A 24,639-nucleotide genomic window follows, 5' to 3' on the forward strand; every position below is an offset into this window, starting at 1 on the left:
GCAGAAAGACGGCTCCGCCCGATGGCGCCACCATGACCTGCGCAGCAGCCGCTTCCTGGTGGCGTTGAGGAACGAGGCAAAGCGCACCAAGCCGGTCACGGCGCAGATCGCCCGGGTATTGGCGCCCCTGCCCCGGCATCCCTGCCGATCCATGAGCCTCGATCGGGGCGCCGGATGTGTCGATCGCTCCCTCTTCACGCCGGGGTGGCGGGCAGGCCCTCACCGCTATGGGACCGGACTGCCGGTCTGGCTCATTCCCTGGAACGGATGGGCGCGCACCCCCTGCCCGGTCAGCGGGTCCAGTTCGATCATGCGCTGGATGCGGAAGGGCGGAAAGCCTTCTTCCAGGCTGATGTAGCGTCCATATTTGTTGATGGTGACCAGGATGTTATAGCTGAGAACAGGACGGTTTCGCAGCCTGGTGAAGACACCGCCTGCACCACCTTCGGCGGCCCCGCAGCAGGTCAGCAGGTGGTCATAGGTGAACCGTGTGCCCGGCACCGCCCGTTCCACCGCGCCTGCAAGCTGCTGCGGGCTGATCAGATACCGCTGCCCGTTGATCTGCATGGTAAATCCGGCCAGATCGTCGTTGCCGTGAAAACCGCCGATATGCAGCGAATCCGCCAGCACGCCGTCATCCATCCAGTTCCTGACCTTGGCCATGTGGCGGTATCGTTCCTGGCCAAAGAACACGCCGCGCGGGGTGCCGGACGCGTCCCGCATGATCAGCGGCAGGTCAAGCGAGGTTTCGACCAAGGCTCTTTCAGCCGCGGTCGCGGGGGCGCGGGCACGCGCCATCAGCATCATGCCGGCGTCAGAGGCGTCGGGGACAATGCCGCCCAGCAGCCCTGCGCGGGTCGTGGGGGCGGCCATCCCTTCCAGGGCGCCGCCGACCGCAGCGCCACCCACCGTGACGCCCAGGGCGAACAGGTTCTCGCCCACGCGTTCCCAGTCACCGTCCGCGCTGCCCAGGACGATCTGTTCGGCCGCGCCCAGGGTGCCATAGAACATGCCGTCCGACATCGTCATGAAGACGGCGCCCGGATAGCTGTGGCCTTGCGCCATATAGGCGTCGGTCGATGCGGCGAAGCCGCTTTTCGGGACAAAGCCGCAGGAATAGCCCCAAGAGCATTTCGCCATTGCGGCCCAGGCACCGAGATTGTCGTGGACCAGGAAATTCCAGGATTCCACGACCGCCCCGCCCGCAGCCTTCACGACCCCGGTGCGAATGCCCCAATAGGCCGAAACGCCCCGGATGAACGGGCTGCGCGTGTCGGGCGCGGGGGATACGCTGATGGTTTCCACGTCGCCGCCGCTGAAGATATCGCTGGCCGGGCTGTATTCTGGATTGGCCGCGAAAAAGTTCTTCAGCGTCTCGCGGCTGGTGGCGCCGACCACATCCGGCCCGTTCGGCCCGTCGACCCGCAGCCAGAAGTTGCTGGAGGTCGGATCCCCGCCCGACACCGCGCCGGTGATCACGCCGTTTTCGTCGAATCCGATCTGCCCCTGCGACGGCCCGCCGCCCTGGGCCTGCCGCTTGGCATCCTCGGCCGCCTCGGCATGGGTGCCCTGGTCATCCTCGGTCCTGAAGCTCTGCGCGCTGCCCTGGGCCTTGCCGAACAGCGGCAGGAAAAGGTCGATCGGGCGGCCAAGATCCAGGAACGTCAATCCGCCAGCTATGCCCAGGGAACTGCCCGCCCGTTCGGGGGGACCGTTGCCGATGGCGTATTGGACCGATTCATCCAGGGTCCAGCCCCGGGACAGGCCCGCCTTGATCCCGGCCCGCACCCCGGCGACATAGGCCGCTTGGTTGGCGACGCGGATCGTGCCGTTGTCCCAGGCCTCAACGTTGAAGGTCTCGATCGCGATCCCGTCGACGATGATCGTGGTGGGATCGGGCGGCGTGATGCCCAGATAGCCGGTGGAATCGCGCAGCGCGGCGGGGTTGTTGTGGGCATAGCGGAACGGGTCGATGGCGTCGTTGGGATCGCTGGCCGCCGTGACCCCCAGCGGATCGGGCGTGAGGAACCGCCCCGTTTCGGCGTCATAGACGCGCACCCCGGCAAAGCGCAGCGGCGTCAGCGCGCTTGACCACATCTGGTGGAAGCCGAAGTCCACCGATGCAGGCGCCCCCTCGCCAAAGGCGGACAGGGCATCGCCCGCCAGGGTGGCGGCATCGCCCTTGGCCACGGCCCAGGGGATGATCGCGCCGTCTCCGTCCAGCAGCGCCACCACGCCCCCGTTGGCGTCGCGCACGATGTCCAGGTAACTGCCGTCCGCGCGCCGCTGCGAATAAACCTCGCCCGGCAGGTCGCTGGCATAGAACAGGTCGGTCCCGTCCCCGGTGCTGCGGGCGATGCGTTGGCCGTCGGCGTCGAACAGCATCTCCTCTCGCTGGCCATCCGGCAGCAGGATCGCGCGCAGCTGGTCGCCCAGGCCCCAGTCGAAGGCCAGGCCGCGGTGATCGTTCACGGGGCGCCCGTAAGCGTCCCAGGTGATTTCCGCCTCGGCATCGCCGGTCACGCGCGACAGGCGATTGCCCGGCGCATAATCATAAAGCTGCCTGGCCGCGCCTGCGGAGGATTCCGTCACCTTGGATATGCGCCGCCCAAGCGTGTCGAAGGCGTAGCGGTAGCTGCGCGGGCCGGCGCCGCCGGTGGCGGTTTCCCCCGTCAGCAGGTCGCGCGCATCATAATCCAGGGCGATGGTCTGGACATCCGTGCCCCCGGCGCGGCGGTCCGTAGCCTGCAACCGCCCAAGCGGGTCATAGCGATAGGTTTCCGCGAACCCCCCCGTGCCCGCCTGGACAGTCCGCGTCCGTTCCCGCCCCGCCCGATAGCTGTGGCCGATGCTGACGCCGCCCGCGATGTCCACCGACAGGTAACGCCCGCTGGGATCGGGCTTGCCGAAGGTGGCGATCGGCGTAGAGCGCGGGCCGAAACCCAGGTCGATCCGTTCCAGATGGCCGTTTCCGTCATAGCGATAACTGACCCGGTTGCCCGACGGATAAGTCACCAGCCCCAGCCTGCCGGTCGGCGTATAATCCCATTCCAGCCGATGCGAGGTTCCGGTGGACAGCGCGGGCGCCCCCGCCGCCGTGACCGTCCTGGTCCGGGTGCGGCCGAAATCGTCATGGGTCCATTCGACCCTGGATTCCACCCGGCCGTTGCGCCGCAGGGTCGCGCCGGTCCGATGCCCCGACGCGTCATAGGCATAATCCAGCCGTTCCCGCCGGTCGCTGCCAGCCTGCGTGATCTCGGTCCGGGCCGGGCGCAGGTATCGGTCCAGGGTAAAGTCGCTGCGGATGGCGCTGGCCGACGGGCCGCGTTCCTTGGCCACCACCACCGGAAAGGCCGGGTCGTATTCGAACCGGATCTGCGTGACGCCCGCCGCGTCGATCCGGGACAGCAGCATGGTGCCGTCATCGGCGTAATGCGACAGCGTGGCATTGCCCGCCGCGTCGGTCTGGGCAAGCTGGCGTCCACCGGGGGTATGGGCAAAGCTGACCGACCCCGTGGCGCAGGCGGCCGGATCGGCCAGGCAGGCGGACTCGGACCCCGGATCCATCCAGTCCCATTCGCGGGCGATGCGGGTTGACCTGTCGGCATAATCGTAACGCTTGACCGCCGCCGTCACGCCGTCCAGGCCGATGCGTTCGGAGCGGACCATGCGCCCGTCGGCAAAGCTGTTCTGCTGATACCCCGAGGCCGCGTTCCCCGTCAGCCAGGCCCGCGCCATCGCATCGACATAGCTGTCGATGGTCTCGCCCGTGGGCGCGGTGACGCGGGTGCGCAGGCTGCCGGTGGGCTGACCGGTCACGGGATGGGGCGCGTCGCGGGTGTAGTCGATCCTGCGGGTGCCCAGTCCCGGCGGGGTCGTCGCCACCACGCGGCCATAGGCGTCGTATTCGTGGCAGGTGACATCGCCCGCCTCGTCCACGCTGCGGACCAGCCGGCCCATCTGGTCGTAACCCGCCTGGGTCCGCGCCAGCACCGCGCCGTCGAACAGCGTCTCGCGCGCGACCACGCGCCCGCGTTCGTCGTAAATCGACCGTATCCCCTGGCCGCGCCGGTCGGCGGTCGTCTCGACCTCGTCCCGCGGCGAATAGGTCAGGGTCTCGGTCAGCAGCGCGGCGGGGCGGGCAGCCGGGTCATGGCCGATCAGCTTGCGCACCAGCCGCCCTGCGTCATCATACCGGAAGGCGGTGCGGAGGCCGTTCACGGTGGATTCCGCGATCCGGCCATTGCCGTCGTATTCGTGGCGCGCAATCGTCAGGGGCGTGCGGCGGGCCGGATCGCCGATGGTTTCGGCCAGCAGGCGGTTCATCGCGTCAAAGCTGCGCTGCCGCACCTCGCCGTCGGCATCGGTGGTTCGGACCAGATTGCCGCGCAGGTCGTATTCGCGCCTTTCCGTGGCGATCCCGGCGCCAGAGTCCACATCCAGCCGGACCGGGCGGTCCAGCCAGTCATAGCCCATAGTGACGGTTTCGCCGGTGGGGGTGGTGCGGCGCGATTCCCGGCCCCGGTCGTCGAATTCGGCCAGGCTTTCGGTGCCGTCGGGGGCCTGCTGGCGAAACGGCCGGTCAAGCGCGTCGATCCAGACGGTATAGGCATTGCCCATGCCGTCCAGCGTCTGCACCGAACGTGGCCGGACCGCGATCTGCAGCATCCTGCCGGGGATCGTCACCCCGCCCGGCCGGTCCCCGAACGGTTCCAGAAGGTCATCGGGAAGCAAGGCGCCGAAACCGTCGTCATAAACGCGCTGTTCCTGCACCACGCCATCCGGTCCCCGGATTTCGGTCAGGCGGCCATGGGCGTCATACTTCTTGGTGACGCGGTTGCCCAAGGCGTCGGTGATCGTCAGCACCTCGTCCGTGTCGGAAAAGGTCGCGCGTTCCGTGGCGCGCTTGCGGATCGGCGGGCCCTGGCATGTGTCCCAGACCTCGGCTTCCGGCAGGGTGGTGGACACGCGCCGCCCCCAGGGATCGAAGCCATGGGTGGTGATGTTGCCAAGCGCGTCGGTTTCCTCGACCTGTTCGCCAAAGGCATTCAGGCGCGCGCTGTTCATCAGCACGCCGTTGCGCAGCAGCGTGGTGACCGTGCCCCGGCGCAGCAGGTCGATGGTCAGCCCGTCGCCCGTCGTGGTTTCCCGCCCCAGGTCGTAGGAATGGCTGACCAGCCGCCCGTCCGGCAGCACCTGTTCGCGCAACCGGCCAAAACGGTCGTGCCGCGTCCGCGTGCCCGGCACGCTATCCAGGGCCACGGCGGGGACCAGACCGGAATGCGTGGCGGTGCCGCCCAGGGTCGCCTGGCCTTCGGGGCCAAAGGGCAGGCTGGTGAATCCCTCCAGCCCCGACAGGGCGTCGTAAAGGGTGACGGTGGTCGCCGTGCGGGCAGGATCCGCGCAGGGATAGGCCTGGTCCAGGCTGGTGGTCCAGGTGTCGGGCGCCCCGGCCCTGCGTTCGCAGACGACCTGTTTCCAGGACCGCCCGAATTCGTCCACATAGGTCTTTGTCACCGTCTGCGGACCGCTGGCGCCGCTGCGGATCTGGACCGCAACCGGCCGGGACAGCCCCGCCTGTGGATGGTAATCCAGCCGCAAGGTGGACTGGCGCGCCGGATCGGGTCCGGGCAGCAGGCTGTCGATGATCTGGCTGCGCAGGCGGCCCAACCCGTCATGGCTGGACAGTTCCTGCCTGCCATGGACGGTTTCGCGCCGGATCTCGCGGCAGATGGGGTCGCGCTCGACCTCCTCCCACCCCAGGGGGGTGCTGCGGCGGGACACCTGGCCGCAATGGTCGATCAGGAAGGATACGGCCCGGACCTCTCCCCATTCGGTTTCGCGGGTGATGGCGCCGTCGGAAAAGGTCCGGCTGCGCGACCGGCTGCGGTCCACCGTGGGCAGCAGGCCCCCGCCGGTGCGCTGGATCTCTCGGCCCCAGTCGGTTCCGGCATAATCCGCCAGGGGATATTCGAAGAACCTGCGGATTTGCGGCAGATGGACCGGGATCGGCGCGTCCGGGTCAGCCCGGGCGCTGTCCGCCGCCACGTCCACGGTTTTCCGCGTATGCAGCCGCCGGGTGGCCAGGGCGTCGTTCCAGGGGTGATAGGAAAAGGTCGTGACCGTCGAATCCCGGGTCGTGGTGACATCGTTCAAGGCCCGTTCTTCCAGCAGCACGCCCGCCAGGTCGTCCCATGCAAATTCCGTTACGCGCAGGCGGTTGTTCGTGGCGAACAGGGGGGCGGCATCGTCGATGTCGTCGACCTGCCCCTGAAGCACCCTGCCATCGGCGGTTCGGGCCAGGATATCGCCGCCATCCGCAAGGCCAACTGGCGGCAACTTCCCCGCCGGTGCCGCCCGCTGCCGCGATTGCAGCGGCCGGCGCGCCGTGTCGGCCTGACGGTCGCTGGTCACGCTGTCCAGCAGCCCGCGCGGCCCTTCGCTGCCGTCGAAATTCGCGCATTCGTCGATGAAGCCTTGCGGGTCATCTTCGCCCGCGTCGGCTTCGAAATCGAAGGAACAGGTGCGATGGACGGGGTTGAAGAACGGCGCCACCGGATCAAGCGCGACCCGCTGCGCCTGCGCACGGTCCAGATGCACCACCAAGCTGTGCAGCGTGCCGTCCTGGTCGTATTCCGCCTGATGCGCGATGGCGCCCAGGCGGCGGTTGTCGGTGACGAATTCCGTGACCTGGACGATGCCGGACGTGCCCCAGGCCTCGGCCGTCTGGAACCCGGCAAGGCGGCCGCCGATGAAGGTGGGCGCGGTGAAGCGGAAATCGGTGCGCCCGTTCATCCCCTCGATGGAGCCGATGACCGGCAGCAGGCCCGCACCCCCCTGCCCGCCCTCGGCCACGACGCTCCAATGCAACTCGGTGCGGCCGCCATAGGGACCGATGATCGCCGTCAACCGGCCCTGCGGGACGGCAAGCGTGCTTTGGCGCCACTGCGGCAGGTCGCCGCCCGCCGTGGCGGGATCGGCGGGATTCTTCGGATTGGCCGCGACGAAGACATCGGCCAGGCCGTTGCCGTCGACATCGAAATACCCCCCCAGCACGGCGTCGTCGCGCATCCCGGCCCAGGGCGGCAGGGATGCCGACTGGCCGTTCCACATGGCGGGCAACTCGACGCTGCCGGCGGGACAGGTGGTGGAATCCTCGCGCAGGCCGTGGCCGGTTTCGTCGCTGTTCCTGTCGGGGATCGCATTGGCCCATCCGCTGCCGCAGATCTGCATCATCTCGGCCCGTCCGTCGCCGTCGAAATCGGCAAGCGTCTGGTGATTGACGGGCGGGGTGTATTCAAAGGTCACGGCGGGCGCGGTCTGCACCGCATTCAGGCCGAAATCCCGCGCGCGCGGGCCGCCATACCAGTCGTAAAGCCCGCCGATGGACAGGTCGCCCTGGAAGAACTGCCCCCGGCCATTGCCCAGATAAACCCGGTTGATGCCGCCGCAGCGCCCTCGGGCGTCCTGCCACAACGGGGTGTCGGTGCCCAGGTCAAGTGCGATGGCGGCTTCCTCGGGCCAGCTGAGGGCCACCACGCGGTCGGTGATGCCGTCGTTGTTCGCGTCCGCATAGGTCGTGTGCCGCCAGACCCAGGCGGCAGGCGACAGCGCATCGCCTGGATCGTCGGTGCCCTGATAGGCATTGTCCGAAAAGCCGCGATGCACGCCCAGGTCGGACAGGGCAAAGCGCGCAGGCGCGTCGCGCGCCATGCAGCCCGGGGGCGGGCTGGCGGGCGGCAGGTCGGCGGGCAGGGATTTCGCCTCCTCATCCGGGCCATAGACCTGCAAGGGCTTGGCCTGGGCAGAGGAAAAGAACGGCGCCGCGCCGCTGTTCAGGAAATATTCCGTATCGCCCGCCAGATCCGGCTTGCCGTCGGCATTCACATCCGCCAGCTGCAGATCGCGGAACGGATCGTGAAGGCCCAGCGACGACGCCCAGGGCAGATCCTGGCCCGTTCCCTCCCATCCATTTTGGTGCCCTTGTAGAAGCGCCGGTCCCGCGCCAGGTCGCTGCGGCCGTTGTCGACATCGCCCGTCACCAGATCCGCGATGCCGTCGCCGTCCAGATCGACGATCAGGTAATCGACGCTGCCCGCGACCTGCTGCAACGGTCCCAGCCGGTCGTTCAGTTGCGCGCTGCGGGTGGCGTCATGGACAAACCTTCGCCCCGTGCCGTCGGGTTCGTTCAGAAAGACGCGGTGATGGGACAGGCATTGCGACAGCGCGGTCCGGGGGATGTCCACGACGCCCTTGTCCACCTCGACAATGCCGACGCCGTCGGGGTCGCGACCGCCGCCGCCGCTGGAAGGCGGATCCGGCGGCTGCTCGGGCGGGGATGCCTCGCAATCGGTGTTCAGCGCGATCAGGTCGGGCCGGGCGTCGGCATCGACATTGACCAGGATGCTGGTGCTGGAAAAGGCCTTGTCCTGCATCTCATCGGAAAAATCGTAATGCGCGGGGACCTGGGTTTCCCCCTGCACCGACAGGGGTTCCCAATCGTCCCAGGCCAGGGATGACAACGCCCGGTCGGCGTATTCGAAGCCTTGCAGCAGCACCGATTCGGTCGCGCCTTCCTCGACTGACTCCTGCCGGACCGAAGCCAGCAGCGACCGCCCGTCGGACAGCGCCTGGCCATAGTCGAACACATAGCGGAAGGCCAGGTGGTCGCCATCGTCGCGGATCGCCTTCACATCGACGCGGGCCACGCGCTTGAACAGGGTGCGTTCCACCCCGTCCTGGCGTTCCGTGCGCAGGTCGGGGCGGGTTTCATAGACGATGTCGATGACATGGCTGCCGCCGTTATAGCTGATCCTGACCGGCAGCAGCTTGCGGCTGTCGCTGCCCAGCAGGATCCGCTCGGCCTCGGTCAGGAACTGATGGTCGGCCTGGACGCGCGGCGCCAGGGGCGCGGCCCGAACCAGGCGGTCCACATTGGCGTCCTTCGAACGGGCCGGGGCCGCCACCGCGATGCCGGGGTAACGATCCCGCATCAGCCGCCGGCTGCGCGTTTCCAGCGTATCCAGCAGGGTGCCCGCCGGCAGGGGCGCGGTGCCGCGCCGGAAGCTGTCATAGGCGATGTCGATGGCGTTGCCATGCGCATTCTCGATGCGGGTCAGATACCAGCGGACCGGTTCGGTGCAATCGGCCGTGACGTATTCGACGCCCTCCTGGCAGAATCCGGCATCGGCATCGGATCCATAGATGCGCGTGATGCCGTCGCGCCGCACTTCCCAGGCGATGATGCGATTGACGAAGAACCAGCTGACCTTCGGTTCATAGACGGTGAAGGCGTCGTGTTCGGACCGGTATGTGCCATCGCCGTCCGGGCCGGGCACCAGCAGCGCGCCGTCGATACGGAACTCGAACGCCTCGCTGGGATCGTCGATGACGCCATGCATGTCCGGCGTGCCGCCGCCTGCGGCCCGGCGTTCGACCGTGGACATGAAGCCCCATTGCCAGCCCGACCCGACGGGTGAATCGCCGCGCTGCGCGGAATAGACCAGGGCCAGTTCGGGTGCCAACCCGCCCCGGGCGGGCAGGACGGCAAGCGGCAGGCTGGGCGTGAAATCGCCCCGGAACAGGTTCACCCCGGCGGTGCCGGGCTGCGAGCCGTTGACGGGATCGGACCCCCGCGGCACCGGCAAAAGGCCGCTTCCCGACAGGTCGGTCGGGACCGGGCGCGACACCAGGTCGCCGCCGGTCAGGCTGCGCGCATCGGCGGGCAGGGCAAGGCCCGCCCCCAGCATAGCGCATAACAGCGCCTGCGCCAGGACGCTGCCCGCGCGCCGCTTTCTCCACCAATCGAGGGCAATTCCAGATCGCATGGCACGACATCGCCTTGACGGCACGGCATGATCTGTCGCGAGCCAAGGCATGACGCCGATGGATTTGCATCGATGCCTTGGCGGCGCCGCTGCGCCAGTCGTCTTGACAAGATTGGCACGGATCTTACCACAGCGGCCCGATTCGCCAAAGCCGGATCAGGGTTCGGGCCGGCAAGCGATGCAACTGTCCAGGCGCAAGGCATGCCCCCGCCTTCAGGGGCAGCCGAAGTTTTTGCCCTGTGCTTGCCGCCCCGGGCCATGGCCCCCGGAAGGCCATGTCAGGCGGATCCATACCCAAGCCGACCATCGAGATCCTCAGCTTCGTCGCCATCGTCTTTCTGGTAACGGTGGCTTTCATCTGAGGCGTGCTGCCGTTTTACGGGCGGTGCTGTGGCGGTGATCCTGGCGATCCTGTTCAATCCCTTGCAGCAAAGGCGGGTCGGACGGTTGGGGGGCGCGGCAACCTGGCGGCGGCGGCCAGCCTTCTGGCCTGCATCTGCATCGTGGCTCTTTCCGAGTCGCTGCTTCTGACGTCCATCGCCCAGGAAACCAAGTAACCTTATGACCGCATCAGCGCGCGCGATCTCGACCTGGGGGCGATGCTGGGACAGATCCGCGCCGCCCTGCCGACCCTGACCTGGGCAGCGCCGCAGATCCTTTTTCCCAGTTAGCATGGAAAGAAGGTCAAGCGGACAAACTAAGGATGCGTCGGAACAACAGCAAAGCGTAGCGGACTTCCTGTGCTTGTACGAGAATAGGAAAGAAATCCCTTATCCAGCTCATGACAACTTTGGGATCAGCCGGTCGCATGCGCATCAGGTGGGCACTTCATCTGACAGAAGCCAGATGCCTGCAGAGTTCACCGCCCTCTTATGAAGCGAAATCTCTCTGCAACTCTTGGCACAAGGATTGCTCCCTGACCTGCCCCCCGGGTCGTCCCTCGTTCATAACGAGAGTCCTTGGGGTTGATAGTTTTCGGCTTCGGGTGTGGCAAGCGCGCCGGACGCGTTGCCATCAAATAGCTCAAGCGCCCGGCGCGCTTCTGCGGGCGTCTTGTTGCCCGGCGAGGAATGCGGCCTGACGTGGTTATAGTCGTAGCGCCAGAGAGCCAGCTTGCGGCGGGCATCGGCCAGGCTGTCAAAGATATCTTCGTTGAGTCACTCGTCGCGCAGGCTGCCGTTGAATGACTCGTGTCGCCGTTCCGCTGCGGCTTTCCGGGATCGATGTAATGCCATTTCACGCGGTTTTCGTTGGCCCACTTCAGGATCGCCTTGCTGGTGAACTTGGTGCCATTGTCACTGACAATGCAGCCGGGTTTCCCATAGATCCTGACAAGAGCGTCGAACTCCCGCGCAACTCTGGCCCCCGAGATGCTGGTATCGGCAATCAGACCGAGGTTTTCGCGGCAGCAATCGTCGTTCACGGCCAGAATGCGGAACCTCCGGCAGGCTCCAAACGTATCCGAGAGGAAATCCAGCGACCACCGCTGGTTCGGCAGCAACGGAACGGGCATGGGGCTCCGGCTGCCGCGCGCCCGCTTACGGCCGCGCCTGCGGCGCACCGACAGACCTTCCTCCCGGTAAATGCGATAGAGCTTCTCGTTCATGACCATGGCCTTTGCGCTCCAGCATGATGCCCACACGCCGATAGCCGAAACGGCGACGCTTCTCGGCAATCTTGTGCATCTCCTTACGGATCTCCTGATTGCCGGACGCCCGTTCGCGCCGCACAGTCTTCGGATCGCCCCCGATCAGGACGCAGGCCCGGTGTTGAGAGATCGGATGATCGCGCATTGCCCGCAACACTGCGTCCCGCCGGTGCATCGGCGTCGTCAGCGCTTTCCCAGGAGATCCTTCAGCACTACGTTATCGAGCATCGTATCGGCCAGCAGGCGCTTCAGCTTTGCATTCTCGTCCTCAGGCTGCTTCAGCCTTTTGGCGTCGGACAGGTCCATCCCGCCATATTTGGCCTTCAGCTTGTAGAAGGTTGCGGGGTATGAGCCATGTTTCCGGCAGAAGTCAGCAGTGGGCAAACCAGCCTCCTGCTCTTTGATCATCCCGATAATCTGCGCCTTGGTGAAACGGCTTTTTCTCATCTCGTCTGCTCCTTCAGGTTGGCCAGACTCCACATCACGGCGAGGGAGCTTCCGGCGAAGGTCAGGTTGATCACCTGCCGCATGAATGACGGCGGCCCCGACCGCATCGCCTGCCGTGACCTGTTCGATGCGGCGACCCTGGGCGGCGCTCGCGCGCTTGGCCGCGGCGACCTGGGCGTGATGCGGCCCGGCGAGTTCCTGGGCGTCGTCGGCGAAAGCGGCGTGGGCAAGTCGATGACAGGGGCCGCGACCCTGGGCCTTCTGGAACGCCCCGGACATATCGCCGGCGGAGAGATGCGCCTGGCGGGCCGCCGCATCGACGGCCTGGGCGACCACGCGATGGAAAATTGTGCGGCCGCGAAATCGGGGCAATCTTCCAGGATCCCCTGACCTTGCTGAACCCCCTGTTCACGGCGCGCAACTGTCGGAAACGATCCGCCAGCACATCCGCGGCACCAGCCGCGCCCAAGGCCCGGGCCCGCGCCGTCGAACTGCTGCAGGAAGTGGGCATCCTTGTCCCGCAGAACGCGTGGATCATTTCCCACACCAGTTTTCGGGCGGCATGCGGCAGCGCGGCTTCGATCCCGGCGCTTGGGGCGCGTGTCCAGACGCTGCACCAGATCGACGGCGCGATGCCGCGGCTGAATGCGATCCCGCCCGGCTGCGCCTTCAACCCACGCTGCCTTCTGGCCGGACCCCGCTGCCGCCGCGACCGTCCCAACCCGGTGCCCACCCGGTCGGGCCAGGCCGCCTGCTGGCTTTACCAAGGAGGTGTCGAATGACTGCCACACAGACCGCAGCGCTGCGGGTCGAGAAGCTGGATCGTGTGTTCGACGTGTCGGCCCCGTTTCTCAGCCGCCTCCTGTACCGCCAGGAACGGCGCTACCTGCATGCCGTGAACGATGTCAGCGTCAGCGTGCCCAGCGGAGGCTGCCTGAGCCTGGTCGGTGAATCCGGCTGCGACAAGTCGACCGTCGCGCGACTGATAACGGGCATCTATCCGCCCAAGTCCGGCCAGATCCGCTTCGCACCGGGCAGGTCGGGACAGCCATTGTCGGCGCAGATGATCTTCCAGGATACCTATGCCTCGCTGAACCCCCGCTGGCGGGTCAAGAACATCATCGCCGAGCCGTATCTGCACCGCATCGTCGAGCATGCCGAAACCGAGGTCGTCTTCGCCGACCCCAAGCATCCCTGTACCCGGCTGCTGCTGGAAACGATCCCGGACGTGAACAGCCCCCACCGCGACCGCAAGATCGTCGCAGGCGAGGTGCCCAGCCCGCTGTGCCCGCCTTCGGGTTGCACCTTCCACCCGCGCTACCCGTTGGCACAGGACCGCTGCAAGATCGAACGCCCGTCCCAGGAAGCCCGGCCGGAGGGCGCCCGTGTCGCCTGCCATTTCGCCTGATGCCACCAACCAGAAGACAAAGCCACTGGACCCGAACTCGATCCCGTCAACCGCGAACCTGACCTTCCTGAACCACATCTGGGAAGGACTGGTTTGCTATGATCCCGCCTTTGGGCCGAAGCCTGCGCTTGCGACAGAATGGGAATTGGTCAGGGGGCCGGCCTGGCGCTTCAAGTTGCGCGAAGGGGTCAAGCTCCACGACGGCGCGGACATGACCGCAGACGACGTGGGGGCATCGTTCCAGCGTGCGGCCGACCCGGCCTCTCCGCTGAAAGCAACATGCCGTTGTTCAAGGACATCAAGAAGATCGATGACATGACGGTCGAGATCGGCATGACCACGCCCTCGTCGCTGTTTCTGAACGCCATCACCAAGATCTTCGTCTTCGACCAAGGCTGGCTGCAGGCCAACAACACCGAAAAGCCCACCGGCTTCGGTGCGGGCGTCGAAGGGTATGCAACGAACAACACGAACGGGACAGGCCCATTCAAGCTGGAAAGCCGCGCGCCCGACAGCAAGACCGTGCTTCTGGTCCACGACAGTTGGTGGGACGAACGCAAGCACAACATCGACCGCCTCGAATTCGTGCCGATCACGCCCGCCGCGACCCGCATCGGCGCCCTTCTGTCGGGCGAGGTGGACCTGATCGACAGCGCGCCCATGCAGGATCTGGAACGGCTGAAGGCGGATCCTTCAATCGACGTGCAGACGCTGACCGAACTGCGCACCGTTTTCGTGGCGATGAACCGCCGCGCAACGCTGCCCGACGGGCGGCTGAATCGCTGCGCTTCACCTATACCTGCATGAACGACGAAAGCATCAACAAGGAAGACCGGTGCCAGGGCATCGCCAACATGCTGGCCCGCGCCGGCCTGCAGGTCGACATGGGTCCGCGCCCGGTCCAGTCACCCAAGCGGCCGCAGGGCAATACCGAGATGTTCAGCCTGAGCTGGGCCAATGAGCCGACGCTGGACGCCTTCTTGTTGCTGTCGCAGGTCCTATCGACCCGGGACGGGTGCGTACGGGGTTGCGAACCATGGCGGCTGGTCGGTCCCGGAACTGGACGAGCTTGTAAGGCAGGCCGCCGAAGCCGTCGTCCGGCCGAGCGCCTGAAGCTTGAGGAGCAGGCCCTGCGGATTGCCAAGGAAGAGGTCCTGCTAATCCCGTTGCACCAGCAACCGATCGCATGGGCCAGTCGCGACCGCGTTGAGTCGATCGACCTGCGCGCCGACAACAAGCCGCGCGACTGGTTCACCACCGTCACTCTGTAAGCAGGCATCAGAACCGGCAACAAGACGGCGTCCGCCACCAGGCGCCATTCCGACCGATCCGGCCGGTCCATCCCGGTGATCGAGATGATGGTACGTGGCATCAATGTCGCGGTCACCACCGACGGCACTGCCCCCAGCCGGTATTTCGACATGCTCCAGACCGCATGTCTGTTCCAGTCTGTCCAGCACGTCTTGTGTCGGGGCGTTCGTTAAGACGCAGACAGCGGTTTCCCTCATCGACATGTCGAGCCCCACGAAATGCTTCATCTTCTTCTGACTGATAAAAGCGGTGGCGTAACAGGAAAGCTGCCCCATCGTACGCCATGTGGTTCCAAGCACACCCCTTCGCGTTCCGCAGGCGTCCGGGCACACAGTCCGGCCTCCCCTCTCCTCGGTATCGCGCTTCGGGCTGTATCGATAGCAGGTCTCGCTGACGCCAGGTGCCCGGCAGGGCGAGACCACGTCCACCACGGGTCCGAGGACCATGGTCGAGCGCGATGCTGACACCCTTTGTCGCCACCGCCTTCTCGGCCAAGCCCCGGCGCTGAGCTGGCTGCGTTACCTTTTCACGCGCCTTCCAGAGCAGATCGGCCTGCATGCCGAGATCGGCGAACATGTGCTCCAGTCGCCGGTTCTCATTCGGCGCTGCGCTCGGACCGATGGTGTTCACCGCTCACTCTGGCTCATCATGGATGCATCCATGCCGCCATATTGCGCGCGATTTGGACACTGTCACGCTGCTGATCCCATGCTCCCGGCACGACTCGGGCATGGGTAATCCACCCTCCACCTGACGCAGAACGCCCGTGATCCCGGCCTCGGTGAAACGGCTCCTTTTCACGGGAACCTCCTGATCCATCCCGCCGAGAAATTTCACTCGCGCATCCCTTAAGCACGGTGAGGATTACCCAAGGATTGCAGCCAGTGCAGTCGAAAACAAATCGCGCCGGCGGTCGCATCTCGGGCGGAATTGCCTGCCAGCCGAGATGCTGACCGGTCTTGCCGCATCGTTGCAAGTGAAGCGGGCGCATGGCCCGCTTCACCTCGGGCGATCAGAAGAAGCCCAGTTTCTTCGGGCTGTAGCTGACCAGCATGTTCTTGGTCTGCTGATAGTGGTCCAGCATCATCTTGTGGTTCTCGCGCCCGATGCCCGACTGCTTGTAGCCGCCAAAGGCCGCATGGGCCGGATAGGCGTGATAGCAGTTGGTCCAGACCCGGCCCGCCTTGATCGCGCGGCCGAAGCGGTAGCAGGTATTGGCCTCGCGCGACCAGATGCCCGCGCCCAAGCCATAGAGCGTGTCATTGGCGATCGACAGCGCCTCGTCCTGGTCCTTGAAGGTGGTCACCGACACCACGGGGCCGAAGATTTCCTCCTGGAAGATGCGCATCTTGTTGTTGCCGCGGAACACGGTCGGCTTGATGTAATAGCCGCCCGACAGCTCGCCGCCCAGATCGGCCGCCTCGCCGCCGATCAGCACATCGGCGCCTTCCTTGCGGCCGATGTCGAAGTAGGAAAGGATCTTCTCTTTCTGTTCCGACGACGCCTGAGCGCCGATCATGGTGGCGCTGTCGCGCGGGTCGCCCTGCTTGATCGCCTCGACGCGCTTCAGCGCCCGTTCCATGAAGCGGTCATAGATCGACTCCTGGATCAGCACGCGCGACGGGCAGGTGCAGACCTCGCCCTGGTTCAGCGCGAACATCGCGAAGCCTTCCAGCGCCTTGTCGAAGAAGTCGTCATCCTCGCGGCAGACATCCTCGAAGAAGACGTTGGGGGACTTGCCGCCCAGTTCCAGCGTGACCGGGATCAGGTTTTCGGACGCGTATTGCATGATCAGCCGGCCGGTGGTGGTTTCCCCGGTGAAGGCGATCTTGGCGATGCGCGGATTGCTGGCCAGCGGCTTTCCCGCTTCCAGGCCGAAGCCGTTGACGATGTTCAGCACGCCCGGCGGCAGCAGGTCGGAAATCAGGTCGGCAAAGACCATGATGGTTGCCGGGGTCTGCTCGGCAGGCTTCAGCACCACGCAGTTCCCGGCGGCCAGGGCCGGGGCCAGCTTCCACACCGCCATCAGCAGCGGGAAGTTCCAGGGGATGATCTGGCCCACGACGCCCAGAGGTTCATGGAAGTGATAGGCAACGGTGTCGTGGTCGATTTCCGAGATCCCGCCTTCCTGCGCGCGCAGCACGCCCGCGAAATACCGGAAATGGTCGATGCCCAGCGGCAGGTCGGCGGCCATCGTCTCGCGGATCGGCTTGCCGTTGTCCCAGGTTTCCGCCGTGGCCAGCAGTTCCAGGTTCTGTTCCATCCGGTCGGCGATGCGGTTCAGGATCAGCGACCGTTCGGCGGCCGAGGTCTGGCCCCACTTGTCCTTGGCGGCATGGGCCGCATCCAGGGCCGCTTCGATATCCTCGGCGCCCGACCGGGCAATCTCGCCGATTTCGGCGCCGGTGATGGGGGTTGTGTTGGTGAAGTACCTGCCCGACTTCGGCGCGGTCCACTGACCGCCGATGAAGTTGTCATACCGCTTGGCAAAGGGCATCACGCCCACGCCACGAAATTCATGCGTCTGGTCGTTCGGCATTTCTTCCTCCTCTGGATATGGCCCGGAGTCTCTCCCTCTCCGGGTATGGATGACAGCTTGGCGCCGGGACGATTCGTTGCAAGCGGCTTTCCCGTGCCGCAATGCGGAAGCTGTCTCATCGGTGAGACAGTCAGCCGGTTTTTTCAGCCAAACCCAGGCGCGCCATCCGACGATACATCGTGGCCCGCCCGATCCCCAGGGCACGGGCCGCAGCCGATATATTGCCATCGGCACGTGCAAGCGCCCGGACAACTGCGGCACGTTCGGCCTTGTCGAACCCCTTCAGATCGTCGTCGCGGCCCAGAAGGTCGGCGGCGGGGCGCGGGCGGATCGCACCTTCGCGTTCCAGGCCCAGGGCGCGCCGGGCGGCGCGGGTCGCACCGATGGCAAGGTCGTTCCTGTCCACGGCCAGCAGGACCGCCGCCGCATCGGCATTGTCGTCGGATGCCACGACAATGCGTGCGTCGGGAAAGCTGGCGCGGAAGAAGACCGCCTCGATGGCGCGGGCGGTCTGGGCGACCTGGGCGGAAATCAGCCGGTTGTATCGCTCGGTCTGGTCGGCGCGGGCGGAGCTGACATCCAGCGCGGCCAGCAGCCGCCCGTCCGGTCCCCAGATCGGCGCGTCCATGCAGGACATGGCCGTATTGCGGGTATGGAAATGTTCGTTGCGATGGATCGTGACCTGCCGCCCCTCGGCCAGGCAGGTGCCGATGCCGTTGGTCCCCTGGACCGCCTCGGACCAGACCGTGCCCTGCCACAGGCCCCAGTCGCGGAACTGTTCGGCATCCGCCCCGCCGACACGCTGGTCCATCACCACGCCCTCGGCATCGGTCAGCAGCACGTTGCAGCCGGACAGGCAGACCAGGTTGAACAACTGGTCCAGTTGCGGGCTGGCCACGCGCAGGAACTGGTCCATGGCCTGGCGGCGACGGGACAGTTCCTCCAGCGTCAGGCGTTCCGGGCGCCGGACATCGGACGGGTCCAGCCCGTGCTTCAGAAGCGAACGCCGCCACGACGCCGCCAGGGCCGAGGTTGCGGAATTCGACTGCGACTGACTTGCGACATAATCCGCGTGACGCATACCGGGCCGGCTCCTCCTCCGTCGTCGGTAGCGGACACTATAGCACGCAGTCTGGCAATTCGACCAAGGGCTAATTGTCTCAGGCGGGGGCAGGCGCCGGGACGCGGGGCTGATAGGGGGGCAGATCGACGCCCGCGCGATACAGAAGCGACTGGCCGTCATGGAACAGGTGCAGCGCTGCCGGGTCGGCGGTCAGGCGCACGCTGCGGCCGTTCAGGCCGGGATGGATGCCCGGAAGCTTGGCGATGACCGGCACGCCTTCGCCGCGCGTGCCGAAATACAGAAGGGTCACTTCGCCCAGGGCCTCGGTCAGATCGACGATGCCTTCAAAGATGGCCTGCCCCTCGGTTTCGCGCATGTCCTCGGGGCGGACGCCCAGGTTGACGCGCATCCCCTCGTCGCCTGCGCGGGTGGGAATGGCGACCTGCGCCACCCCGCCTCCGTCAAGCTGGACGGTGGTCATGGCGCCGGTGGCGGCGACGCGGCCGGGAAGCAGGTTCATGGCCGGGCTGCCGATGAACCCTGCGACGAATTCATTCACCGGGCGCTCGTAAAGCTCAAGCGGCGCGCCGACCTGGGCGATGCCGCCGCCGGCCAGCACGACGATACGGTCGGCGAGGGTCATCGCCTCGGTCTGGTCATGAGTCACATAGATCATCGTGCGGTCGGGCATGGAGGCCTTGAGCTGCGCGATCTCGATGCGTGTGGCGACGCGCAGCGCGGCGTCGAGGTTCGACAGCGGCTCGTCGAACAGATAGACCTTGGGGTCGCGCACGATGGCCCGGCCGATGGCGACCCGCTGGCGCTGCCCGCCCGACAGCGCCTTGGGCAGGCGGTCCAGATAGGGCGTCAGTTGCAGCATCCGCCCCGCGCGGTCGGTGGCCTCCTGCACCTCGGCCTTGGACTTGCCGGCGATCTTCAGCGCGAAGGCCATGTTGTCGCGCACCGTCATGTGCGGATAAAGGGCATAGGACTGGAACACCATCGCAATGCCCCGCTGGCTGGGCGGGATGTCGTTCATCCGCTGCCCGTCGATTTCCAGCGTGCCGCCGCTGATCCGTTCCAGCCCCGCGATCATCCGCAGCAGCGTGGATTTCCCGCAACCCGAGGGGCCGACGAAGACGATGAACTCGCCCGACCGGATGTCGAGGTTGATGTTCCGCAAGACATTCACGTCGCCATAGGACTTGGCGACATCGGTCAGTTTCAGATCGGCCATCGGCGTCCCCCCTGTTGAAGCCTATCCCTCGATGATCTGGACCTGCCAGGGGCGCAGTCCCCCCGCCTCCTCGGCCGACAGGTTTGCCCGGATCTGCAGCGATTGCTGGCTGTCGGCGCGGTTGAAGGTCAGGACCGGCCCTTCGGCATGGATGTCGGTCATGTCGCCGCCCCGCAGCGCCGAATGCTTGCGCCGCAGCCCGATGGCCCAGCGGTAATGATGCAGCATCGACTGGGCGTCGGCTTCCTGGCCCACGACGGTTCGTTGCAGATGGGCATGGGGCACGGGCAGCCAGGGCCTGGCCGTCGAGAAGCCGCCATTCACGCCCATGTCCCAGACCATCGGCGTCCGGCAGCCGTCGCGGCCCTTGAACTCGGGCCAGAACTCCTTGCCGTAAGGATCCTGTAGATCCTCATAGGAAATGTCCGCCTCGGGCAGGCCCAGCTCCTCGCCCTGATACAGGCAGACGGACCCCTTCAGGCACAGAAGCACCGTCGCATAGGCCTTGGCGGCGGGGTCGGTCAGGCTCCAGCGGCTGATATGGCGCACGACATCATGGTTCGACATCGCCCAGCAGGGCCAGGAATTCGGCGCCACCGCGTGCAGGCTGTCAAAGACCTGGCTGATGCGGGTCGCGGCCAGGTCGTTGCCGGACAGGAAATCGAAGACATAGGACATCTGCATCCGGCCCGCGACGCCGGTATATTCCTCGAGCAGTTCCAGCGAGCGTTCGCTGTCGCCGATCTCGCCGATCACGGCCGCGCCATAGCTGCGCAGCAGGGCGGCGAAGCGTTCCAGGAAGGCGATGTTCTCCGGCTGCGACTTGTCGTATCTGTGGCTTTGGTGGTTGTAGGGATTCACCGCCGGTGCCGTGTCGGCCTTGCGCAATTCCCTGGGCAGGGGCGGGTTGTCGCGCAGTTGCGCGTCGTGGAAATAGAAGTTGACGGTATCCAGGCGAAAGCCGTCCACGCCCCGGTCCAGCCAGAACCGCGCCATCTCCAGCATCTCGTCCTGCACTTGCGGGTTGTGGAAGTTCAGGTCGGGCTGGGCGGTCAGGAAGTTGTGCAGGTAATACTGTTCGCGCCGCGCTTCCCAGTGCCAAGCAGGCCCGCCGAAGATCGACAGCCAGTTGTTGGGCGGCGTGCCGTCCGGTTTCGGATCGGCCCAGACATACCAGTCGGCCTTCGGGTTGTCGCGGCTGGCGCGGCTTTCGACGAACCAGGGGTGCTGGTCCGAGGAATGCGACATCACCAGGTCGATCATCACCTTCAGGCCCAGTTCATGGGCGCGGGCGATCAGGGCGTCGAAATCCTCTAGGTCGCCGAACAGCGGGTCGATGCCCCGGTAATCGGACACGTCATAGCCGAAATCCTTCATCGGCGACGTGAAGAATGGCGAGATCCAGACCGCATCCACGCCCAGCGACGCGACATAGGGCAGGCGCTGCGTGATGCCCGGCAGGTCGCCGATGCCATCGCCCGTCGTGTCCTGGAAACTGCGCGGATAGATCTGATAGATGACTCCACCCTTCCACCAGTCGATTTTCACTTCCGTCAAGTCTCATCCACCTTTCACGGACCCGGCCAGAAGGCCGCGGACCAGATATTTCTGCATCGCGAAGAACACGATCAGCGGCACCGCGATGGAAATGAAGGCCGAGGTGGCGAGGATTTCCCATTCGCCCCCCTTGGACCCCATCAACTCGCGCAGCACGCCGGTCATAACCAGCTGCTCGCGTGTATTGCCAAGGAAGACGGTCGCCACAAGCAGGTCGTTCCAAACCCAGAGGAACTGGAAGATGGCAAAGGAGGCCAGCGCCGGAAAGGACAGCGGCAGGATGATCTTGCGGAAGATCTGGAACTCGGTCGCGCCGTCCACGCGGGCGCTCTCGATCACCTCTCGCGGCAGGCCGACCATGTAGTTGCGCAACAGGTATATCGCCAGGGGCAGGCCGAAGCCGGTATGGGCCAGCCAGATCCCCAGGTATCCCTTGCCGATGCCCAGTTCGTTGTGCAGCCGCAGAAGCGGGATCAGCGCCACCTGCAAGGGCACCACCAAGAGGCCCACTACGGCGGCGGTCAGCAGGGCGCGGCCCGGAAACTCCATCCAGGCCAGGGCATAGGCCGCGAAGGCCGCGATCAGGATGGGGATCACGGTCGCGGGAATCGTCACCGTCAGCGTGTTCATGAAGGCGCGGCCCAGCCCTTCGGCGGTCAGCACGCGGTTGTAGTTTTCCGTGGTCAGCCGGGCGGGCGCGCCGGTGGTGACGAAGATCCGCTCTCCCCTCCGCATCTCGAAGGGGGTGTCCGAGGTCAGGCGATAGCTGCCGTCCTCGGCCACGGTCAGTTGCCAGCCATCCTCGATCTCGGTCGTCTCGCCGGGCTGGAAGGCGGCAGGTTCGCGCGCGCGGATGCCCCAGCCGATCAGGCTCTGGCCTTCCTCCAAGACGGTGCCCTCGATGACATATTGCCCGTCCTGCTGGACCGCGTCGTCGCCCGTACCGGTGCGCACGAAGCCCGTCGCCTCTTGCGCCGAAAAGGACTGCCACCAGCCCGAGGTCAGGATCTGGTCCCGGTCGCGAAACGACGACACCAGAAGCCCCAGCGTCGGGATCGTCCACAACAGCACCAGCAGGAAGGCGGCGATGTTGACCGCCCAGACCAGCGAGGATTTCTGTCCGGCCATGCCTTCCATCAGCGGACCTCCCGGCGGGCGTTGACGATGTTCCAGATCATGATCGGCGTGACCAGCAGCATCAGGATGATGGCGATGGCCGATCCGCGCCCGTAATCGGGCGTGCCGCGGAACATCCAGTCATACATCAGGTTCGCCAGCACCTGCGTGCCCCATTGCCCGTTGGTCATCACGAAGACGATGTCGAAGACCTTGAGGACGACGATGGTGATGGTGGTCCAGACCACCGCGATGGTGCCCATGATCTGCGGCACCTTGATCTTGAAGAACACCTGCCAGGGGGATGCCCCGTCCAGGATCGCGGCCTCGATGGTTTCTTCGGGAATTCCGCGCAGGGCGGCAGACAGGATCACCATGGCAAAGCCCGTCTGGATCCAGACCAGCACGATCATCAGGAAGAAGTTGTTCCAGGGGATCAGCGTCAGCCACAGTTGCGGATCGCCGCCAAGCGCCTGGACGATGGCGTTCAGAAGACCGATCTGGGGTTCGCCGGGCGCGCGGTATTCATAGATGAACTTCCAGATCACGCCCGCGCCGACGAAACTGATGGCCATGGGCATGAAGATCAGCGACTTGCCGATATTGCCCCATTTCAGCCGGTCGGTCAGCTGCGCCGCGATCAGCCCGAACAGGGTGGACAGCGCCGGCACCACCAGCAGCCACAGCATGTTGTTGCGCATGGATTCGCGGAACTTGCCGTCGCCCATGTGCCAGGCGTAATTCGACAGGCCCACGAATTCGCTGCCCCGCGCATTGTGCATGGACCGCCACAGGCTGTCGAAGATCGGATAGACCAGGTAAACGCCCAGGAAAAGGATCGCCGGCCCCAGAAACAGCCAGGGCCGGATCTGGTTGGCCTTGCGGATATTGTCGCCCGCATTGGGGCCGCGCGGCGGATAGATGCGGTCCAGGATCCAGTTCGATCCCCAGAACCACGCCACGCAGCCGAAGACGCCGACGACGATCGTGCCGATGGCCAGCCAGAACAGTTCCATCCTTCCCCCTCACCCCTGATGGAAAGCGGCGGAAGGCCCGCCGCAACCGGCTGTCAGTTCAGCGCGGCCCAGGTTTCCTGGACGCGATCGGCAACTTCCTGGGCCGAGGCGCCGCCCACGAAATCCACCATGGCCGTCCAGAATGCGCCCGCGCCGATGGCACCGGGCATCAGGTCGGACCCGTCAAAGCGGAAGGTCGTGGCATCCAGCAGGATCTGGCCCATCTTGCGCCGGGTGTCGTCGGCATAGGCCTCCATGTTCACGCCGGTGTGGGGCGTGGTGAAGCCCGACTGCGCCATCCACAACTCGTGCGCGGCCGGCGTCTTCAGGAAGTCGATGAAGGCCATCGCGACCGGATTGTCGGAAAAGACCGCGAACAGCGTGCCGCCGCCCAGGACCGGCTGGCCCAGGCTGCCATCGGCCGGGGCCGGGAAATAGAAGAAGTCGTAATCCTCGCCCACCATCATGTCTTCGGGAAAGAAGGACGGGATGAAGCTGGCCTGCCGGTGCATGTAGCAGGCGGGCGGGCTTTCAAAGAGACCGTTCGGGCTTTCGCGGAAGTCGGTCGAGGAGACCGAGGCAGGACCCCCCGCCACGAAATCCTCGTTCTTGGCGAACCAGCCGAACTCCTCGATGGCGGCCACCACCTTGGGATCGTTGAAGGGCAGCGCGTTCGTGGTCCAGGCGTCGTAATCCTCGGGCGTGTTCAGGCGCAGCATCAGATCCTCGACCCAGTCGGTCGCGGGCCAGCCCGTCGCGCCCCCCGACCCCAGGCCGATGCACCAGGGGGTTTCCCCGTCGGCGGCGATCTGTTCGGTCAGCGCCTTCAGTTCCTCGTAGGTTTCGGGGAGCTCGTAGCCCGCATCCTCGAAGTTTTCCGGCACATACCAGACCAGCGACTTCACGTCCGCCTTGTAGGGGAAGGCAAAGAACTTCTCGGCCCCGTCAGCGCCCGCATAGGTGCCAAGCGCGGCCCAGCTGTCGCCTGCCGCGTAATTGTCGCGCACCCATTGCGCCGTGTCTTCGCCCAGGTCGCGCAGGTGCCCCTTGGCGGCCAGTTCCGCCGCCAGCCCCGGCTGCGGCAGCACGGCCATGTCGGGGGGCGATCCGGCCTCGCTGTCGATGACGATCTGCTGCTCGAAGCTGTCGGACCCGGAATAGTTGACGGTCGCGCCCGTCGCATCCTCGAAATAGTCGACGATCGAGGTGAACAGTTCCTGGTCCGGCCCCAGCCAAGGACCCAGGATCGTGACGCTCTGGCCCTGGAGGTCGGCATGGGCTGCGCCGAAATCCTCGAGGCTTTGCCAATTGATGCGGTCGTCGCTGCCCTTCTCGATCACAAGCTGCGCTTGTGCGCCCCCTGCCAGCAACGCGGCGATGGCCACGGTCATATGGAACGATGTCCTCACGTCTCCCCTCCCTTTTCGCAACCAGTGTGCGAGCATTTGGTGTGATGGTCGCTTGATAAGA

15 protein-coding genes and 2 pseudogenes are annotated in these 24,639 nt (G+C 65.9%); 6 read left to right on the top strand and 11 right to left on the bottom strand.

Annotated elements, in window-relative coordinates; all coding sequences use genetic code 11:
- Window positions 1-225: 225 nt before the first annotated feature.
- The 3 genes and pseudogenes from RAH32_RS12215 to RAH32_RS12225 all read right to left on the bottom strand — a co-directional run bounded on the left by RAH32_RS12215 (window position 226) and on the right by RAH32_RS12225 (window position 11,922).
- The gene (locus tag RAH32_RS12215) at window positions 226-7,887 is read right to left on the bottom strand and encodes an RHS repeat domain-containing protein (protein ID WP_306608221.1); all 7,662 of its coding nucleotides are present in this window, start codon (window positions 7,885-7,887) and stop codon (window positions 226-228) included.
- A complete protein-coding gene (locus RAH32_RS12220) occupies window positions 7,884-9,827 on the bottom strand; it encodes a SpvB/TcaC N-terminal domain-containing protein (RefSeq protein ID WP_306608222.1) in 1,944 nt (647 codons plus the stop codon). Before RAH32_RS12220 ends, RAH32_RS12215 begins: the two co-directional genes overlap by 4 nt.
- 944 nt (window positions 9,828-10,771) lie before the next feature.
- A pseudogene (locus RAH32_RS12225) lies at window positions 10,772-11,922 on the bottom strand (IS3 family transposase).
- A 66-nt stretch (window positions 11,923-11,988) separates the two neighbouring features.
- Between RAH32_RS12225 and RAH32_RS12230 the strand changes: the two are divergent.
- Genes RAH32_RS12230 through RAH32_RS12255 form a run of 6 tightly spaced genes read left to right on the top strand, consistent with a single transcriptional unit; the run spans window position 11,989 to window position 14,601 of the window.
- Window positions 11,989-12,312, top strand: coding sequence for a hypothetical protein (locus RAH32_RS12230; protein ID WP_306608223.1), 324 nt, complete (start codon window positions 11,989-11,991; stop codon window positions 12,310-12,312).
- 2 nt (window positions 12,313-12,314) lie between these two features.
- Window positions 12,315-12,704 (top strand): oligopeptide/dipeptide ABC transporter ATP-binding protein, encoded by a 390-nt coding sequence (locus tag RAH32_RS12235; protein ID WP_306608224.1) that lies wholly within the window; start codon window positions 12,315-12,317, stop codon window positions 12,702-12,704.
- The gene (locus tag RAH32_RS12240; protein ID WP_306608225.1) at window positions 12,701-13,330 is read left to right on the top strand and encodes an oligopeptide/dipeptide ABC transporter ATP-binding protein; all 630 of its coding nucleotides are present in this window, start codon (window positions 12,701-12,703) and stop codon (window positions 13,328-13,330) included. Before RAH32_RS12235 ends, RAH32_RS12240 begins: the two co-directional genes overlap by 4 nt.
- Window positions 13,308-13,649 (top strand): ABC transporter substrate-binding protein, encoded by a 342-nt coding sequence (locus RAH32_RS12245; protein ID WP_306608226.1) that lies wholly within the window; start codon window positions 13,308-13,310, stop codon window positions 13,647-13,649. Before RAH32_RS12240 ends, RAH32_RS12245 begins: the two co-directional genes overlap by 23 nt.
- On the top strand, window positions 13,610-14,137 hold the full coding sequence (locus RAH32_RS12250) for an ABC transporter substrate-binding protein (protein ID WP_306608227.1): 528 nt from the start codon (window positions 13,610-13,612) through the stop codon (window positions 14,135-14,137). The genes RAH32_RS12245 and RAH32_RS12250 overlap by 40 nt, the downstream gene beginning before the upstream one ends.
- Window positions 14,134-14,601 carry a periplasmic substrate-binding domain-containing protein gene (locus RAH32_RS12255; RefSeq protein WP_306608228.1) on the top strand — a complete coding sequence of 156 codons (468 nt, stop codon included), beginning with the start codon at window positions 14,134-14,136 and terminating at the stop codon, window positions 14,599-14,601. Before RAH32_RS12250 ends, RAH32_RS12255 begins: the two co-directional genes overlap by 4 nt.
- A 390-nt stretch (window positions 14,602-14,991) precedes the next feature.
- Here the strand turns inward: RAH32_RS12255 and RAH32_RS12260 are convergent.
- From RAH32_RS12260 to RAH32_RS12295, 8 genes and pseudogenes are all read right to left on the bottom strand, one after another.
- Window positions 14,992-15,442, bottom strand: a pseudogene (locus tag RAH32_RS12260) (transposase); the annotation flags it as partial.
- Between the two features lie 211 nt (window positions 15,443-15,653).
- Window positions 15,654-17,180: an aldehyde dehydrogenase gene (gene adh / locus RAH32_RS12265; protein ID WP_306608229.1), complete on the bottom strand. Its 1,527-nt coding sequence runs from the start codon at window positions 17,178-17,180 to the stop codon at window positions 15,654-15,656.
- A gap of 130 nt (window positions 17,181-17,310) precedes the next feature.
- Window positions 17,311-18,261 carry a helix-turn-helix domain-containing protein gene (locus RAH32_RS12270; RefSeq protein WP_306608230.1) on the bottom strand — a complete coding sequence of 317 codons (951 nt, stop codon included), beginning with the start codon at window positions 18,259-18,261 and terminating at the stop codon, window positions 17,311-17,313.
- 79 nt (window positions 18,262-18,340) lie between these two features.
- The gene (locus RAH32_RS12275) at window positions 18,341-19,480 is read right to left on the bottom strand and encodes an ABC transporter ATP-binding protein (protein ID WP_306608231.1); all 1,140 of its coding nucleotides are present in this window, start codon (window positions 19,478-19,480) and stop codon (window positions 18,341-18,343) included.
- Window positions 19,481-19,501: 21 nt separating this feature from the next.
- A complete protein-coding gene (locus tag RAH32_RS12280) occupies window positions 19,502-21,037 on the bottom strand; it encodes an alpha-amylase family glycosyl hydrolase (protein ID WP_306608232.1) in 1,536 nt (511 codons plus the stop codon).
- 3 nt (window positions 21,038-21,040) lie between these two features.
- Entirely contained in the window at window positions 21,041-22,174 is a 1,134-nt protein-coding gene (locus RAH32_RS12285) for a carbohydrate ABC transporter permease (protein WP_306608233.1), read from the bottom strand.
- Window positions 22,174-23,169 carry a carbohydrate ABC transporter permease gene (locus RAH32_RS12290; protein WP_306608234.1) on the bottom strand — a complete coding sequence of 332 codons (996 nt, stop codon included), beginning with the start codon at window positions 23,167-23,169 and terminating at the stop codon, window positions 22,174-22,176. The genes RAH32_RS12285 and RAH32_RS12290 overlap by 1 nt, the downstream gene beginning before the upstream one ends.
- A gap of 53 nt (window positions 23,170-23,222) precedes the next feature.
- The gene (locus RAH32_RS12295; RefSeq protein WP_306608482.1) at window positions 23,223-24,560 is read right to left on the bottom strand and encodes an ABC transporter substrate-binding protein; all 1,338 of its coding nucleotides are present in this window, start codon (window positions 24,558-24,560) and stop codon (window positions 23,223-23,225) included.
- Window positions 24,561-24,639 lie beyond the last annotated feature (79 nt).

The organism is Paracoccus yibinensis (assembly GCF_030846195.1).
GTDB classification, from domain to species: Bacteria; Pseudomonadota; Alphaproteobacteria; order Rhodobacterales; family Rhodobacteraceae; genus Paracoccus; species Paracoccus yibinensis.

Excerpts from the sequence above, each read along its gene's own strand:
- adh (WP_306608229.1), bottom strand. The coding sequence starts at position 17,180 with ATGCCGAACGACCAGACGCATGAATTTCGTGGCGTGGGCGTGATGCCC.
- RAH32_RS12250 (WP_306608227.1), top strand. The coding sequence starts at position 13,610 with ATGCCGTTGTTCAAGGACATCAAGAAGATCGATGACATGACGGTCGAG.
- RAH32_RS12255 (WP_306608228.1), top strand. The coding sequence starts at position 14,134 with ATGAACGACGAAAGCATCAACAAGGAAGACCGGTGCCAGGGCATCGCC.
- RAH32_RS12290 (WP_306608234.1), bottom strand. The coding sequence starts at position 23,169 with ATGGAACTGTTCTGGCTGGCCATCGGCACGATCGTCGTCGGCGTCTTC.
- RAH32_RS12285 (WP_306608233.1), bottom strand. The coding sequence starts at position 22,174 with ATGGAAGGCATGGCCGGACAGAAATCCTCGCTGGTCTGGGCGGTCAAC.
- RAH32_RS12270 (WP_306608230.1), bottom strand. The coding sequence starts at position 18,261 with ATGCGTCACGCGGATTATGTCGCAAGTCAGTCGCAGTCGAATTCCGCA.
- RAH32_RS12220 (WP_306608222.1), bottom strand. The coding sequence starts at position 9,827 with ATGCGATCTGGAATTGCCCTCGATTGGTGGAGAAAGCGGCGCGCGGGC.
- RAH32_RS12275 (WP_306608231.1), bottom strand. The coding sequence starts at position 19,480 with ATGGCCGATCTGAAACTGACCGATGTCGCCAAGTCCTATGGCGACGTG.
- RAH32_RS12240 (WP_306608225.1), top strand. The coding sequence starts at position 12,701 with ATGACTGCCACACAGACCGCAGCGCTGCGGGTCGAGAAGCTGGATCGT.
- RAH32_RS12295 (WP_306608482.1), bottom strand. The coding sequence starts at position 24,560 with ATGACCGTGGCCATCGCCGCGTTGCTGGCAGGGGGCGCACAAGCGCAG.